We start from the raw sequence: 16,603 nt of genomic DNA on the forward strand, positions 1-16,603 counted from the left end.
CAAGGCGAAGCTGACATGGTTTGAATTTGATTTTCGAAGAGTATTAGATTTTCACTTCGATCACAGCATCCCCCTTAGCAACTGAACCTGTTGCGACTGGAGCTACTGAAGCGTAGTCAGCTGTATTTGTAACGATAACCATTGTTGTATCATCAAGTCCAGCTGCAGCGATTTTGTTTGAGTCAAATGTTCCAAGAACATCGCCCGCTTTAACCTTGTCACCTTGAGCAACTTTTGCTTCAAAACCTTCACCATTCATAGATACAGTGTCAATACCAACGTGGATCAAAACTTCAGCACCATCAGTTGTTTTCAAACCAAAAGCGTGTCCTGTTGGAAATGCAATTGAAACTTCAGCATCAGCAGGTGCATAGACCACACCTTGGCTAGGTTTCACAGCGATACCTTGTCCCATAGCTCCACTTGAGAAGACTGGGTCATTGACATCAGCAAGAGCTACAACGTCACCGACGATAGGAGTTACAAGTGTTTCATTTTGAAGAGCTGCTGGAATGTTACCAGTTGTTTCTTCTTGGACCAAACGTTCTGTCTCTACTTCAGTAGCAACTTCTTTTTCATCCTCATAACCAAACATGTAAGTAAGAGCAAAACCAAGGGCAAATGATACAGCTACCATAAGAAGGTATAGTGGAAGTTGTCCATTACCTGCATAAAGCATTGTACCAGGGATGATAGTGATACCACTACCAGTACCAGCAAGCCCAAGGATTGAAGCCAATCCACCACCGATTGCACCAGCAATCAATGAAAGGAAGAATGGTTTACGGAAGCGCAAGTTCACCCCGAAGATAGCAGGCTCTGTAATACCGAGGAAGGCAGAAAGAGCAGCTGGGAAAGCAAGTGTTTTTAGTTTTGGATTTTTAGTTTTGACACCAACCGCAACAGTCGCAGCACCTTGAGCTGTCATAGCCGCAGTGATGATAGCGTTGAATGGGTTAGCATGGTCAGCAGCAAGCAATTGAACTTCAAGCAAATTGAAGATGTGGTGCACACCTGACACGACGATCAATTGGTGAACCCCACCAATCAAGAAACCACCGAGACCAAATGGCAAGCCAAGAATTGCTTTTGTACCGACAAGAATATAGTTTTCAACAACGTGGAAGACTGGTCCGATGACAAAGAGTCCAAGGATAGACATGACCAAAAGTGTCACGAATGGTGTTACCAAGAGGTCAATCACATCTGGAACAACCTTGCGGACAGCTTTTTCAAATTTAGCTCCGACAACCCCGATGATGAAGGCTGGAAGAACAGATCCTTGCAAACCAACAACTGGGATAAATCCGAAGAAGTTCATAGCAGTCACTTCACCACCTGAAGCAACTGCCCAAGCGTTTGGAAGTGAGCCAGAAACAAGCATCATACCAAGAACGATACCAACAGCTGGATTTCCACCAAATACACGGAAGGTTGACCACACAACCAAACCTGGCAAGATGATGAAGGCTGTATCTGTCAAGATTTGTGTGTAAGTTGCAAAGTCACCTGGAAGTGGCATTTCAAGAGCGTTGAAAAGACCACGCACACCCATGAAAAGACCTGTCGCTACGATAACTGGGATGATTGGAACGAAAACGTCACCGAAAGTACGGATAGCACGTTGGAACCAGTTCCCTTGTTTGGCAGCTTCTGCTTTCATGTCATCTTTAGATGATGTTGGCAAACCAAGCGCAACAACTTCATCGTACATTTTGTTAACTGTACCAGTACCAAAGATGATTTGGTATTGACCTGAGTTAAAGAAAGCACCTTGAACTTTTTCCAAGTTCTCAATCACTTCTTTATTGATTTTTCCTTCATCTTTTACCATAACACGGAGGCGAGTTGCACAGTGAGCTACACTGTTAACATTCTCACGTCCGCCCAAGGCATCGATGACTTTTTTTGCAATTTCCTGATTGTTCATTTGCAAAAATCTCCTTATAAAAAATTTATTCTTGTATGAAAGCGATTTTACTCGCCCTACGAGTATTATTTTATCATCTTTCAAAAATATGTCAAGCGTTTTGCAGAAAAAATATTTGTTTCTTAGAGTAAGGTCTTTTTTTGATAGATTTTGAGGGTTTCTTAAGAGATTCTTTAAAAAAATAGTTTAAAATGTGAGTTAAAAAGGGTTTTGTTTCACTTTCTTTCAATTTTATGTAGATAGATGATTGATTTTCTGGTTTCTTTTTATGATAAACGTTTGATAGGTTTTTCTCTTTTTTAACATAAATGGCTTGCATTTTTTACCGAAAACGGTTACTATTAAAAGTGATAAGATTATTGGAGGAATGAATGAATGGAATGGACAACTGAACGTCGTTACAGACTTTATCAAGATTGGACGCAAGAAGAAATTCAAAATATTAAGAAAAATATGGCACAATCTCCATGGCATACTCATTACCATGTTGAGCCAAAAACAGGACTTCTCAACGATCCAAATGGCTTTTCTTACTTTGATGGGAAGTGGGTTGTTTTTTATCAGAACTTTCCTTTTGGTGCAGCCCACGGTTTGAAATCTTGGGTTCAATTGGAAAGCGAGGATTTGGTTCACTTTAGAGAAACTGGAGTCAAAGTTTTGCCTGACACTCCATTAGATAGCCACGGTGCCTACTCTGGTTCTGCCATGCAGTTTGGGGATAACTTGTTCTTATTTTATACAGGAAATGTCCGTGATGAAAACTGGATCCGTCACCCTTACCAGATTGGGGCTTTGATGGATAAGGATGGCAAGATTACCAAGATTGACAAGATCTTGATTGACCAGCCAGCAGACTCTACTGACCACTTCCGTGACCCACAAATTTTTAACTTTAAAGGTCAATACTATGCTATCGTCGGTGGTCAGGACTTAGAGAAAAAAGGCTTCGTTCGTCTTTATAAGGCTGTAGACAACGATTACACAAACTGGCAGGAGGTTGGTGACCTTGACTTTGCTAACGACCGTACTGCCTACATGATGGAATGTCCAAATCTGGTCTTTGTCGGGGAGCAACCTGTCCTTCTCTACTGCCCACAAGGATTGGATAAGAAAGTTCTAGACTACGACAATATCTATCCAAATATGTTTAAGATTGGGGCTTCCTTTGACCCTGAAAATGCCAAAATGGTAGATGTGTCTCAACTTCAAAATATGGACTATGGTTTCGAAGCCTATGCAACTCAAGCCTTCAACGCTCCTGATGGACGCGCTCTAGCTGTTAGCTGGCTTGGCTTGCCAGATGTTTCTTACCCTTCTGACCGTTTTGACCACCAAGGAACCTTCTCTTTGGTCAAGGAACTCACTATCAAAGACGGCAAACTCTACCAATACCCAGTCGCAGCTATCAAGGACCTTCGTGCTTCTGAAGAACCTTTCTCTAACCGCGCCCAAACCAAGAACACTTACGAACTCGAACTAAAATTAGAAGCCAATAGCCAGAGTGAGATTGTCTTACTTGCTGATAAAGAAGGCAAGGGACTTTCCATCAACTTTGACCTTGTAAATGGTCAAGTGACAGTAGATCGTAGCCAAGCTGGAGAACAGTATGCCCAAGAATTTGGAACTACACGTTCTTGCCCTATCGACAATCAAGCTACTACTGCTACAATCTTCATCGATAACTCTGTCTTTGAAATTTTCATCAATAAAGGAGAAAAAGTATTTTCTGGTCGTGTCTTCCCACATGCGGACCAAAATGGTATCCTCATCAAATCTGGAAACCCAACTGGAACTTACTATGAATTAGATTATGGTCGCAAAATTAACTGATGTCGCCAAACTTGCAGGCGTCAGTCCTACTACCGTTTCTCGGGTTATCAATAAAAAAGGGTATCTCTCTGAGAAAACTATTCAAAAAGTCAATGAAGCCATGCGGGAATTGGGCTATAAACCCAACAACCTAGCTCGTAGTCTGCAAGGAAAATCGGCTAAGTTAATCGGCTTGATTTTCCCCAACATTTCCAACGTTTTCTATGCAGAATTGATTGATAAGCTGGAACACCAACTCTTCAAAAATGGGTACAAGACCATCATCTGCAACAGTGAGCATGACTCTGAAAAGGAACGCGAGTACATCGAAATGCTCGAAGCCAATCAGGTGGACGGCATCATTTCGGGTAGTCACAACTTGGGAATCGAAGACTACAATCGTGTGACGGCACCAATTATTTCCTTTGACCGAAATCTGTCACCAGACATTCCTGTCGTTTCCTCTGACAACTATGCTGGTGGGGTCCTTGCTGCCCAGACCTTGGTTAAGACAGGCGCCCAATCTATCATCATGATTACAGGGAATGACAATTCCAATTCGCCTACCGGACTGCGCCACGCTGGCTTTGCATCTGTTCTCCCAAAAGCTCCTATTATCAATGTTTCCAGTGACTTTTCTCCTGTAAGAAAAGAAATGGAAATCAAGAATATCTTGACTCGACAAAAACCAGATGCCATTTTCGCTTCGGATGACTTAACAGCTATTCTGGTCATTAAAATCGCTCAGGAGCTGGGCATTTCTGTCCCTGAAGAGCTCAAGGTCATCGGCTATGATGGGACCTACTTTATCGAGAATTACTATCCTCAACTGGCTACTATTAAGCAACCTTTGGAAGAGATTGCCTGCCTCACTGTTGACCTCCTCTTGCAAAAGATTGAAGGCAAAGAAGTCGCAACAACCGGTTACTTCTTACCAGTTACATTATTACCAGGAAAAAGTATTTAATACTCAATGAAAATCAAAGAGCAAACTAGGAAGCTAGCCACAGGCTGTACTTGAGTACGGCAAGGCGAAGCTGACGTGGTTTGAAGAGATTTTCGAAGAGTATAAGCACAAGAAAACTCAGAACAATCTGTCTGAGTTTTTTTATGATCTTAAATTTTCTAGATAGCGCTGGGCAGTCTCTAGGTTAAAGGTTTTATCTGCGATAAGCTGCTCGACTAGGGGAGCAACTTCAGACTCACTAGCACCTGCGAGGAGTGCTAAGGATTTGGCCTGCAATTTCATGTGGCCTTGCTGGATGCCTGTACTCACCAAGGCTTTGAGGGCTGCAAAGTTTTGGGCAAGCCCGATAGACACGATAAGCTGGGCTAATTCTTTGGCAGAAGGATTTCCCAGTAGCTCATGACTGAGGGCTACACGAGGGTTGAGACCGATAGAGCCACCCTTGGTCGCTACAGGCATGGGTAGGGTCATCTCACCAACCAATTCTTCTGTTTCCAGGTCCAGCGTCCATTGACTAAGACCTTGATAGTGTCCATCTCGACTAGCAAAGGCATGGGCTCCAGCCTCGATGGCACGCCAGTCATTACCAGTAGCAATTAAAATGGCATCAATACCATTAAAAATCCCTTTATTGTGAGTAGCTGCTCGGTAAGGATCAGCCTGTGCAAACTGACTAGCCAAAGCCATTTTCTCCGCAATTTCTCGTCCTTGATCCTTTTGGCGGCTCAAGTAGCGAAAGGCGATGCGACAGCTTGCCGTCACCAGAGAATCAGTCGCGTAATTAGACAGGATTCCCATAAGACTTTGTCCCTGACTCAGTTCTTCTAAGACTGGTTTCAAGGCCTCCAGCATGGTGTTGAGCATATTAGCACCCATGGCTTCCTGGGTATCGACATGGAGATACACAACGAGAAAGTCTGTTTCGCCTTTTATCTGCTCTACATGCAAATCACGCGCCCCACCTCCACGTTTAACGATAGAAGAATAGGCTTGATTGGCAAGCTCTAAGAGTTCTGCTTTCTTGCTGGCAATCTTCTCTTGCGCTTGTTTAGGATCAGCAACTTGATAAAGAGCTACCTGCCCAATCATCTGACGCTCATGGACTTGCGCAGTAAAACCGCCTGCACGCTTAATGATTTTACTGGCATAGCTGGCCGCAGCAACCACTGAGGGTTCTTCTGTCACATAGGGAACTGTGTATTCCTGACCGTTAACGAGAACCTCTGGAACCAACGAATAAGGCAGAGAAAAAGTTCCCACTACATTCTCACTCAGCTGGTTTGCGACAGTCACACTCATCTGTTCATCCTGCTCCAAACTCGCTTGTCTCTCAGGACTAAGGAGCGCCTGAGCTTTTAACAGCTCAAGGCGCTCATGGTATGATTTTTTAGAAAATCCATTCCAACTTATCTTCATTATTTTTCAACCTTGCTATAACGGCGTTGGTGGTCAACAATTTCAACCAAGGCAAAATCTTGATTTTCATAGCCAGCAAACTGGGCAGAATTTGTCTCATCTAAGTCTACTTCCTCAAAGAAGACTTTTTCATAGTCAGCAACAGACAGGGCAGTTCGTTGGTTGAGCTTATTCAAACGGTCTTTATCCAGATAAGCTTCGTATCCTTCAACCAATTCACCACTAAAGAACTCAGCTACGGCTCCACTTCCGTAACTATAAAGGGCAATTTTATCCCCAGCCTTCAAGCTATCTGTATTTTCCAAGAGAGATAGAAGCCCAAGGAAGAGAGAACCTGTATAGATATTCCCCACCTTTTGACTGTAGAGAATAGACTGGTCAAAGTGCTTTTGCAAGAGGTCCTTTTTCTCTTGAGGCAGGCTCTTATCCATGATTTTTTTTAAGCCTTTGAGTGCTAATTTAGGGTAAGGCAAGTGGAAGCAAACCGCCGCGAAATCATCCAAAGTAAGCTGGTAGCGTTTTTGGTATTCAAGCCAAGTCGTTTTCAAACTATCCAAGTATTGTTGGGTAGAATAGACACCATTTACATAAGGAGTTGTCGAGTAATTTGGACGCCAAAAATCCATGATGTCACGGGTTTGAGCTACATTGTCATTATTAAAGGCCATCATGCGTGGATTTTGTGTAATCAACATAGCCACACTGCCGGCACCTTGAGTTGGTTCTCCTGGAGTTTCAATACCGTATTTGGCAATATCACTGGCAATGACCAAGACCTTGGACTCTGGAGAATTTTCCACATGCAATTTGGCATAATGAAGGGCAGCTGTCGCTCCATAGCAGGCTTCTTTAATTTCGAAACTACGAGCAAAGGGCTGAATACCCAGCAAGCCATGCACAAAGACAGCTGCAGCCTTACTCTGGTCAATTCCTGACTCAGTCGCCACAATGACCATATTGATTTCTTGTCTTTCTTGCTCAGTTAAAATAGAGTCACTAGCACTGGCCGCCAAGGTCACGATATCCTCAGTTAAGGGTGCAATACTCAATTCCTCGAGTAAGAGTCCTTTGCTTAATTTTTCAGGGTCAATTCCCCTCGCTTCTGCTAAGTCTTGTAACTTCAAGACATATTGACTGGTCGCAAAACCAATCTTATCAATACCGATTGTCATATTTACCTCTGTTTTATCATTCATGTAAAAAATCGTTCAGTACTATTTTATCACAAATGGTAGTAAAAGAGAGAAAAAAGACTTGATTCACCAAATCAAGCCTCTTATTGGTCATAATTTTAAAGAATGATCAGTTGCTAGAGAGTTCACCAACATAAGTAGCTTTATAAGCCCCATTCTCAGTTATCAGTTCCTGGAGGATTAAATTTCCTGAGTAAGTCCTTCCCATCTCATCTACAAATTCTTGATAAAATTGACTAGTAGGAATTTCTCTGATATCCTTATCAAATGTCTTGTCAAGTGTTTTACTAACCTTTTCGGCAATGAACTGATTCTCTTGCAATCCACTTTGAAACTCTGAGCTCGAACTAGAAACCATGACTGGGATAAACAACAAAGTCAGTAGACTTACAAACAATAAGGAAAATAGTAATTTTTTCATGATTTTTCCTCCTTTCTATATATAGAATACTACATAGAGAAAGCGTTGTCAATGCATTTGTTTCATTTTTCAGAAAATTCTTTTATTTCTGTAAATTCCCCAATGCTCAATGTGTTTTTATATAATGATACAGTCTGAGAATCACTGTTCCACTAGCCATTCCAATGGAAATCACCAAAGCCAACATAACAACCAAGGTTGCACTAGCAATGGCATGACTGTAATCCCCCGTCACAAAAAAGGCAGTTGTCCGATAGGAGAGATAACCCGGAACCAGAGGTGCCAAGATGGCCAAGATAAAGACTACAGCAGGGGTCTTATAAAGAATACTTAAAATCTGGCTGACACAAGAACCGATAATGGCTGCAATAAAAGTAGCCACAATAACATTGGTCGGTTCCTTGAGCAAGAGATAAATCAGCCAGACAGCCATGCCCAAAATTCCTCCTGGTAAGAGCATAGAGCGTTGCACATTGAGTACGATTAGAAAAGTGATAATGGCAAGAAGACTTGCTACTGCTTGTAATAAAAAGGTTGTTAGTGTCATATTAGTTCATCAATACCAAGGCGACAGAAGTTCCTGCCCCTAAAGCAAGGGTAATGAGCAGGGATTCAAACATCTTACTCATACCAGAGTTTATGTGGTTGGTCATGATATCCCGAACCGCATTGGTCAAGGCAATACCTGGTACAAACGGCATGACCGCACCAGCTATAATCAAATCTGCCGTTGAAGGAAAGCCTGTATAGCGAGCCCAAAACTGGGCAATTATCCCAAAGACAAAGGCTCCAGCAAAGGCTGTCACAAAGGGAATTCGGATAAATTTTTCCACATAGAGGGAAAAGGCAAAACCAAATAAGGTCGCCACTCCTGCCCCAAGTGCGTCGTAGATATTTCCACTAAACATAACCGAAAAGAAAGGAGCACTTAAGGTCGCAGCTAAAGTTACCTGCAACTTGGTATAGGGAAGGGGTTGGGCTTGCAAGGCCGTCAATTGCTTAAAGGCTGTTTCTAAATCAATCTGCCCCCCAACCAGCTGACGAGAAATCTGGTTGACATCGCAGACTTTTTCGATGTTATAAGAAGAGGAGGTCACGCGCTTCATGCGCGAAATATTGGTATTTTCAATGGAGAAAAAGATGGCAGCAGGCATAGCAAGAACATTGCAATCCACAATCCCCTGCGAATGCGCAATCCGAATCATAGTATCTTCTACACGATGGATTTCTGAGCCACTTTTAAGGAGAATAGTCCCCGCTAGCATAATCACATCAATGACGGCATTTAATTCTTTTGATTCTTCCATGCTTGCCTCCTTTTATCAACTCCTTCTATTCTATCACAAATCCGGACTCAAAAAAAATCTTTGCCACGAAATCATGACAAAGATTGATTACTTATTTTGATTATCCATCTGATTTTAAGGAGTAGCTGAACTTGTTTTAGGTTTGTAGATTGAAATCTTGACCCTTGTCTTATTGAGGTCTACCTTTTCACCTGCTCTAGGACTTTGTTCAACAACCATGCCTTCTGCACTATCTGCAGGCGCTTTCGTCACTTCTACAACTTCTATATTGGCTTCCTTAATCCCAACAATTTGAATCAAATTGTTCTTAGTAAACTCCAAGCTGGAACCAATGTAACTCGGCATGGCAACACTTGTAACTTTTTTAGCTACTGTCAAGACGATTTGAGTAGGTTTACTCAAATCATAAGAGATACCTGCACCTGGACTTTGTTTCATAATCGTTCCTGGTTCGCTTTCGCTGGACTCTTCTTCCTCTATCTTAATCAAATTCTCAGGAACCTTCTTCTGCTTGAGCTCTGAGATTACTTCTGTAGAGTTCCGTCCAATATAGTTCCCTAATTGAATCGTCGTAGCTTTTTTAGCTACTGTCAAAACAATTTGAGTTGCCTTGCTCAAATCATAGGTTGTTCCGGCAGCTGGACTCTGTCTGAGAACAGTTCCTGCTTCGCTCTCACTTGATTCCTCTTCCTCAATTTTAATGAGATTTTCAGGAACCTTCTTCTGCTTGAGTTCTGCGATAACATCTGTCGATTTACGGCCGATATAATTACTAATTTGGAAAGATTGCTTGCCTGATGAGACAACCAAATTGATTTTCGTTCCTTCTTTTCGACCAGTTCCAGCGTCAGGATCTGTACGAATAATCCGCCCTTCTTCCACCTTTTCACTAGCCTCTGATTTCTCCTCGCCAATCTCAAAATTGGCTTTCTTGAGGGTTTCCTTGGCTTCCACCACTGTCTGACCTGCCACATTTGGAATAGCAATGGTTGCAGGAGTTCTGGATAGTATCCAAATAAGAGAAGCTGCCACCAATACAATGCTGGCCAACAAAATCATATAGCGAACTCTAAATTTCCGTTTCTTAACAGGTTTGGTTGCGTAATTGTCTTCCAAAACCTGCTGACTCGGTTTCGCAGTCTGTGGCTTCGGACTTTGTGTTTGCACCTTAGGAATCGAAGTCAAGGTACTCTGGGATACTTTTGGTAGTGTCTTGGTGTCCGCCTTAGTAGTATCATTAAATACCAGTTTAGGCTCATTGCGACGATTGTAAGACAAGCTACTAGACAAGTCCACATACATCTCTGCAACTGACTGATAACGATCTGTCAATTTCTTGGCAGTTGCCTTGATAACAACATTCTCCAAAGCCTGAGGTACAGATGGATTTTCATCAATAACTGACGGCAGTGGTTTCTGGAAATGCTGGAGGGCGATGGTCACCGCACTATCCCCATCATAAGGGATATGACCTGTCAGCATCTCATAGAAAATAATCCCCATGGCATAGATATCACTTTGTACAGTCGCCTTCGAACCACGCGCCTGCTCTGGTGACAAGTAATGAACTGAACCCAGCATCGAGTTAGTCTGAGTCAGACTCGTCTCAGCAAAGGCTACTGCAATCCCAAAGTCTGTAACCTTGACAGTCCCATCTGGTGTCAAGAGGATGTTTTGAGGTTTCAAGTCCCGGTGAACAATTCCTCTGGTATGGGCCAAACGCATGGCTAGGAGGATTTGTCCCATAATACGGACGGCCTCTTCATTAGAAAGAGGATAGTGTTCCTTGATATAGCGTTTGAGGTCAAGTCCAGCCACATATTCCATAGCTAGGTACTGTTGACCGTCTTCCTCGCCAATATCTGTTATCCGAACGATATGAGGATGGTCTAAATCTGCCATAGCTCTCGCTTCACGCTGAAAACGAGCCACAGCTATCGGGTCCGTCTGGTAGTTGGTCCTCAGAACCTTCACTGCCACTTCTTCCCCATCTAAGATTAAGTCTTTGGCTAGGTAGACATCCGCCATGCCTCCTCGACCAATCTGTTTGACAATCCGATAGCGTCCGGCAAAAATCTTGCCGATTTGGATCATTCTGCATCCTCCTCGTTCATAGAAACAAGGGCAACCGTAATGTTGTCTAAACCTCCTGCATTGTTAGCAAAACGAACAAGTGTCTCCGTTTTATCTGCTAAAGGAATATCACTGGTTACAATATCACGAATCTCACTGCCTGAAATCATGTTGGTCAAGCCGTCACTATTGAGCAAGAGATAGTCACCTGACTCAAGGATCACTGTCCCAAAATCAGGCTGAATTTCATCTTTTTGACCAATAGACTGGGTGATAATATTTTTTTGCGGATGAGCTTCTGCCTCTTCTGGTGTCAATTGACCAGCCTTGAGCAATTCATTGACCAAAGAATGGTCGCTCGTTAACTGATGGTATTCTTCTCCACGAATCAAGCCGATACGCGAATCACCAATATGAGCATAGATAGCCTGATTGCCAATAATAGCAACAGCTTCTAGAGTTGTTCCCATTCCTTTATAGGCATCATCTTGCCCAAGTTGATGAATCTTTTGATTTTCAATTTCTAGGTAATTGGCGAACCATTCACGCACTTCATTGACTGTATCGATTTGGGTATCAACCCAAGCTATACCTAGGTCTGTTACCGCCATTTCACTAGCGATATTCCCTGCGCGATGACCTCCCATCCCATCAGCTAAAATAATCATAGTACGTCCAGCTCTATTGACATAGTGGTTGACATAGTCTTGGTTATTTGTTCGTTTCTGACCAACATCTGTTAATAATGAAATTTCCATGTGTCAGTTCCTTCCTAATCCGATATCTTGCGAAATTGACTGATGAAGAATCCATCACTTCCATACAATTCAGGTGTAATGAGGATACAGCCGTCTTTCATGATATCCTTACATTCATGTTCTAGTTTTACCTGCTCGAACTCAGGATGACTTTCTAAAAACGCCTCAACGACTTGAAAATTCTCCTCTGAGACAATAGTACAGGTACTATAAGTTATTATACCACCTTTGCCTAGTGTTTGACAAACACTACCTAATATTTCTAGCTGAATTTCCTGCAAGGACGCGAAATCTGCCGTTTCTTTATTGTATTTGATGTCTGGTTTTCGACGCAGAAGACCGATTCCTGAACAGGGAGCATCCACCAAAATCTTATCAAATGAATCCTGACCAAAAAACTCATGCACCTTTCTGGCATCCAATTTTTGCGTTTGAACCCGATCTGCAACTCCTAAACGTTGAGCATTTTCTTGGATTAAGTCCAACTTGTGATCGTAAAGGTCCAAAGCCGTAACCTGACCTGTCGTAAGATAAGAGGCTATATGGGCTGTTTTCCCACCTGGAGCCGCACAGGCATCTAGAACCTGCTCATTGCCTTGTAAATCAAGAGTTGGCGCAACCAATTGACTAGACTCGTCTTGGATGGTAATGGCTCCCTCCGCAAACAAATCATGGCCTGCAAAATGCCCCTGCTCCTTAACCAATCCAGAAGGAGACAAGGATGAATCACTGGCCTCCAACAAGGTTTGGATTTCCTCTTTTCGACTTAGGTCTGTTACACGAATACTGGCCTTGTTTCGCACCAAGAGACTTTCAAAAATAGCCTGTGCTCGCTCCTCTCCGTATTCTTCCTTGAGCTTAGCAACTAGCCAAACAGGAAGGGAATAGGCAATGGAGTCACGCTTGTTTTTTCGTTTGATGCTGGCAATATCTGGCCAGCCTTCACGCAGAATACGACGAAGGAGGGCATTGACCAATTTTTCACTGCCTTTTTTACGGACTTTGGCCAATTCTACTGCTTCATTGACCACAGCATGGTCTGGAATTTTGTCCAAATAGCGAAGCTGGTAGGCACTCATGAGAAGAAGGACATAGAGCCAACTGTCTAACTGGTCTCTGTCTTCGATAAAGTGTGATAGGTACCATTCCAGAGTCAGTTTACGGGCTACCGTTCCATAGACCAGCTCGGTAACCAAGCCCTTGTCTGCTGCCGAAAGTTGACTTCCCTTGAGATGCTTATTTAAGGCGATATTTGAGTATGCTTGATTGATAAAGACATCCTCTAGCACTGATAGGGCTAAACTTCTATCCGTTTCTACTTTAGTCACCAAATCGTTCTCCTACAGTCAATGTACGTCCAACTCCGTTTAGGAAGGAAGCAATGTCCATCTTAGGTTTACCAGCTGGCTGCACTTGTTTGAGGGATAGAGCCCCTTCTGCCGTTGCGACAATCAATTCTTTCTTGCCGATAGAGAGGATCTCACCTGGATTTCCCTGACCTTCTACTGGTAGGGCTTCATAAATCTTAAAGCGGTCGCCCTTGAGAAAAGTATGGGCAACAGGCCAGGGGTTCATTCCACGGATTTGGTTAAAGAGTTGACGATTGGCTTTGTTCCAGTCTAATTTTTCTTCTTCTGGCTTGATATTTGGAGAGAAAGTAACCTGACTTGGATCCTGAGGTTCAGGTTTGATATCGCCAGCAATGTAGGCAGGTAGAGTATCCAAAAGCAAATCACGACCAACAAACGCTAATTTCTCAAACAAGGTTCCGACATTGTCCCCATCTGTGATCGGAATGCTGCGACGAGAAATCATATCCCCTGCATCCATTTCCTTAACCATTTCCATAATGGTCACACCAGCTTCCTCATCCCCTTGAATCAAGGCATAATGGATAGGCGCACCACCACGGTGTTTAGGAAGGAGGGAGGCATGAACGTTGACCGCAAAGTCCATGCTATCAAGGAGTTTACTTGGGAGAAACTGCCCAAATGCAGCAGTGATAATCCCATCCGCTCCCAAATTCATAATCGCTTCCATTTCTGGACTTCCAGATAATTTTTCAGGTTGGTAGATAGGAAGACCTGCTTCCTCGGCAGCCTGCTTGACTGGGGTTTCTTGAATCACTTTTTTACGGCCGACAGCACGGTCAGGCTGGGTCACAACGGCTAGAATCTCATAGCGGTCATCTGTCAAAAGTCCTTTTAAGACTGTTGCTGAAAAATCGGGTGTCCCCATAAAGATTAATTTTGTCATATCTTCTCCTTCTTATAAAAATTGTTGCGGCTCATGGTCAATGCTGAGACGGAGCTCACTATTTTCCCGTTCTTGAGTCAAGGCCAAGACCTGGTTGAGGGTCGGCCCCAGCTCATCTTCTAAACGGTATTTAATTAAAATCTGGTAATGATAGAGGTTGTGGGTACGAGCAATCGGTTTCGGCGTCGGCCCAAGGATGTTACTGGTTTCAGACAAGCCTGACCGCAAAATGTTCATGACTTCATAGGCACGTTTGACCACCTCTTCTTCTTTCTTGTGAGAAAGGGTAATGCCAATGGTAAAATAGTAAGGCGGATAACCAAGTTGTCGTCTGATACCCATTTCATAGGTATAAAAGCCCTCGTAATCCTGATCCTTGGCAAATCGAATAGCGTAGTGCTGAGGATTGTAGGACTGTATCAGGACCTGACCAGCTTTTTCAGCACGACCTGCTCGGCCTGCCACCTGGGTCAAGAGTTGAAAGGTTCTTTCAGAAGAACGGAAATCAGGCAGATTTAAGGCCGTATCCGCATTGAGCACTCCGACTAGGGTTACATTGGGAAAATCCAAGCCCTTTGCAATCATCTGAGTACCTAGCAAAATATCTGCTTCTCCTCTTCCAAACTGGTCAAGAAGAGCTTGGTGACTACCTTTCTTACGAGTCGTGTCCACATCCATCCGCAAAATGCGGGCCTGGGGAAAGAGTTCTGCCAGCTCGTCATAAGCCTTCTGAGTTCCTGTCCCATAGTAACGAATACTTCGACTCTTACAGTTAGGACAGATCTGAGGAATGTCCTTCGAAAAGCCACAATAATGGCAGTTCATGGTCTTGGTATCCATGTGCAAGGTCAAGGAAATGTCACAGTTGGGACAAGTATCCACAGTTCCACACTCCCGACACATAACAAAGCTAGAATAGCCACGACGATTGAGCATGAGAACTACCTGCTCTTTTTTAGCTAGACGGTCCTGAATAGCTTCTAACAAAGGTGGCGTAAAGTTTGACGTCTCATTTTGTCCGATATAGTCCCGAAAGTCAATCACTTGAACCTCAGGGATCGTAGCTAAAGGATTGGCGCGTTGGGTCAGACGTAAATGTTGATAAACGCCTTTTCCAGCTCGAGCACGGCTCTCCAGACTAGGGGTTGCTGAACCAAGTACCAGAGCTGCTTGATTATACTGAGACCGTAAAATGGCTACTTCTCTGGCATGGTAACGGGGATTGCTGTCCTGCTTATAAGTCGCTTCATGCTCTTCATCGATAATCATGACACCTAGATTTTTCAGCGGAGCAAAGATGGCTGATCTAGCACCAACCACAACTTGGGCATCGCCGCGTTCCACCTTGCGCCATTCATCATACTTTTCACCATTAGACAAGCCTGAGTGAAGAATGGCTACCTTGCCTCCAAAACGTGCTATAAAACGCTCCGTCATTTGTGGAGTCAAGGAAATCTCAGGCACCAGCAAAATGGCTGTTTTACCCTTATCCAAGGCCCCTTGGATAATCTGCAAGTAAACCTCGGTCTTCCCACTCCCTGTAATCCCTTGAAGGAGGAAGGGAGGCTGATGACTGCCAATCGCACCCACAACCGCATCACGCGCCTGTCTTTGTTCTGGATTCAGTTCCAAAGGTCTACTTGCCTCAATACCTTCAAAATAAGCAGCCGAGCGTTGAACTTCCTTTTGGACTATGGAAACAGCACCTTGTTCCACAAAGAAGTTGACTTGGTCCCGCGAATAGGACTCTAACAAACTAGCCAAGGAATCACTCTCAGGATGAGACAGCAAGTAATCTCTCAATTCCAACTTTTTCTTGGCACGTGTAGAAATCTCTACACCTTCTAATTGAGCAAGGTCAACCTCATACCAAGACTGGGTCTTGACCTTCTTTTGATCGACCGCCTGATATTCCAGACCAAGCAAGCCTTTTCTAGTCAAACGCATCATTTCAGCTTGCTTAGCTAAATCCAGAGAAGAAAAGGCTAGCGAATCTTCTGAACCAAACAAGCGCTCTCGGTCTTCCTGACTCAGACCTGCTTTAGGATAGAGAATTTTGTCATAGCTGGAGTTCAGAAATCCCGGCAACATAGCCTTGAGGATGGAAATTTTATAGGAGAAGACAGATTTGCGTAACTCCTCAGCCAGCCAGAGTTGTTCTTGCGTGAGAACAGGAGAAAAATCCAGCACCTCTGCAATATCTTTTAAATATTGCTCCATCTCTTCTTCATCTGGTTGGGACTCCAAACCAAGAACAATCCCTTGAATCAGGCGATTGCCCTTACCAAAGGGCACATGAACCCGCATCCCAACTTCCAGCATTCCCTCAAACTCCTCAGGAATTCTGTAACTATAGGGCTGGTCTGTCTGCATCAAGGGCACATCTACAATAATCTTAGCTATGGCCATCTTCTCACCTCCTCCTTGTCAGTAGATTCTTGCAATAGAAAAAATAAGATTGAGTCCCCCCAAC

General features: G+C 43.5%; 13 protein-coding genes. 2 read left to right on the forward strand and 11 right to left on the reverse strand.

Translation table 11 applies throughout. From position 1 onward, the window contains the following. Nucleotides 1-43: 43 nt before the first annotated feature. Nucleotides 44-1,930, reverse strand: a complete 1,887-nt coding sequence (locus HT685_RS07720; RefSeq protein WP_173226837.1) for a sucrose-specific PTS transporter subunit IIBC — start codon at nucleotides 1,928-1,930, stop codon at nucleotides 44-46. Nucleotides 1,931-2,305: 375 nt separating this feature from the next. Between HT685_RS07720 and HT685_RS07725 the strand changes: the two genes are divergently transcribed. Further along, nucleotides 2,306-3,760 carry a glycoside hydrolase family 32 protein gene (locus tag HT685_RS07725; RefSeq protein ID WP_173226839.1) on the forward strand — a complete coding sequence of 485 codons (1,455 nt, stop codon included), beginning with the start codon at nucleotides 2,306-2,308 and terminating at the stop codon, nucleotides 3,758-3,760. Continuing rightward, nucleotides 3,741-4,706, forward strand: coding sequence for a LacI family DNA-binding transcriptional regulator (locus tag HT685_RS07730; RefSeq protein ID WP_000226009.1), 966 nt, complete (start codon nucleotides 3,741-3,743; stop codon nucleotides 4,704-4,706). The genes HT685_RS07725 and HT685_RS07730 overlap by 20 nt, the downstream gene beginning before the upstream one ends. A 141-nt stretch (nucleotides 4,707-4,847) precedes the next feature. On the opposite strand, the gene HT685_RS07735 is transcribed toward HT685_RS07730, so the two are convergent. From HT685_RS07735 to HT685_RS07780, 10 genes are all read right to left on the reverse strand, one after another. Further along, complete coding sequence (locus HT685_RS07735; protein WP_173226841.1) at nucleotides 4,848-6,122, reverse strand: hydroxymethylglutaryl-CoA reductase, degradative; 1,275 nt, start codon at nucleotides 6,120-6,122, stop codon at nucleotides 4,848-4,850. Next, complete coding sequence (locus HT685_RS07740; protein ID WP_173226873.1) at nucleotides 6,122-7,294, reverse strand: hydroxymethylglutaryl-CoA synthase; 1,173 nt, start codon at nucleotides 7,292-7,294, stop codon at nucleotides 6,122-6,124. Before HT685_RS07740 ends, HT685_RS07735 begins: the two co-directional genes overlap by 1 nt. Before the next feature lie 130 nt (nucleotides 7,295-7,424). Further along, nucleotides 7,425-7,673 (reverse strand): hypothetical protein, encoded by a 249-nt coding sequence (locus tag HT685_RS07745; RefSeq protein WP_173226876.1) that lies wholly within the window; start codon nucleotides 7,671-7,673, stop codon nucleotides 7,425-7,427. 169 nt (nucleotides 7,674-7,842) lie between these two features. Continuing rightward, complete coding sequence (locus HT685_RS07750) at nucleotides 7,843-8,283, reverse strand: threonine/serine exporter family protein (RefSeq protein ID WP_000176930.1); 441 nt, start codon at nucleotides 8,281-8,283, stop codon at nucleotides 7,843-7,845. 1 nt (nucleotide 8,284) lies between these two features. Further along, nucleotides 8,285-9,043 (reverse strand): threonine/serine exporter family protein, encoded by a 759-nt coding sequence (locus HT685_RS07755; RefSeq protein ID WP_173226843.1) that lies wholly within the window; start codon nucleotides 9,041-9,043, stop codon nucleotides 8,285-8,287. A gap of 114 nt (nucleotides 9,044-9,157) precedes the next feature. Then, the gene (gene pknB, locus HT685_RS07760) at nucleotides 9,158-11,137 is read right to left on the reverse strand and encodes a Stk1 family PASTA domain-containing Ser/Thr kinase (protein WP_173226845.1); all 1,980 of its coding nucleotides are present in this window, start codon (nucleotides 11,135-11,137) and stop codon (nucleotides 9,158-9,160) included. Continuing rightward, entirely contained in the window at nucleotides 11,134-11,874 is a 741-nt protein-coding gene (locus HT685_RS07765) for a Stp1/IreP family PP2C-type Ser/Thr phosphatase (protein ID WP_173213045.1), read from the reverse strand. Before HT685_RS07765 ends, pknB begins: the two co-directional genes overlap by 4 nt. A gap of 14 nt (nucleotides 11,875-11,888) precedes the next feature. Continuing rightward, nucleotides 11,889-13,202 (reverse strand): 16S rRNA (cytosine(967)-C(5))-methyltransferase RsmB, encoded by a 1,314-nt coding sequence (rsmB, locus tag HT685_RS07770; protein ID WP_173226847.1) that lies wholly within the window; start codon nucleotides 13,200-13,202, stop codon nucleotides 11,889-11,891. Further along, on the reverse strand, nucleotides 13,195-14,130 hold the full coding sequence (fmt, locus tag HT685_RS07775) for a methionyl-tRNA formyltransferase (protein ID WP_173226849.1): 936 nt from the start codon (nucleotides 14,128-14,130) through the stop codon (nucleotides 13,195-13,197). The genes rsmB and fmt overlap by 8 nt, the downstream gene beginning before the upstream one ends. Nucleotides 14,131-14,142: 12 nt before the next feature. Next, nucleotides 14,143-16,539: a primosomal protein N' gene (locus tag HT685_RS07780; RefSeq protein WP_173226851.1), complete on the reverse strand. Its 2,397-nt coding sequence runs from the start codon at nucleotides 16,537-16,539 to the stop codon at nucleotides 14,143-14,145. Nucleotides 16,540-16,603: the final 64 nt, after the last annotated feature.

Source organism: Streptococcus sp. 5004, assembly GCF_013276755.1.
GTDB lineage: Bacteria > Bacillota > Bacilli > Lactobacillales > Streptococcaceae > Streptococcus.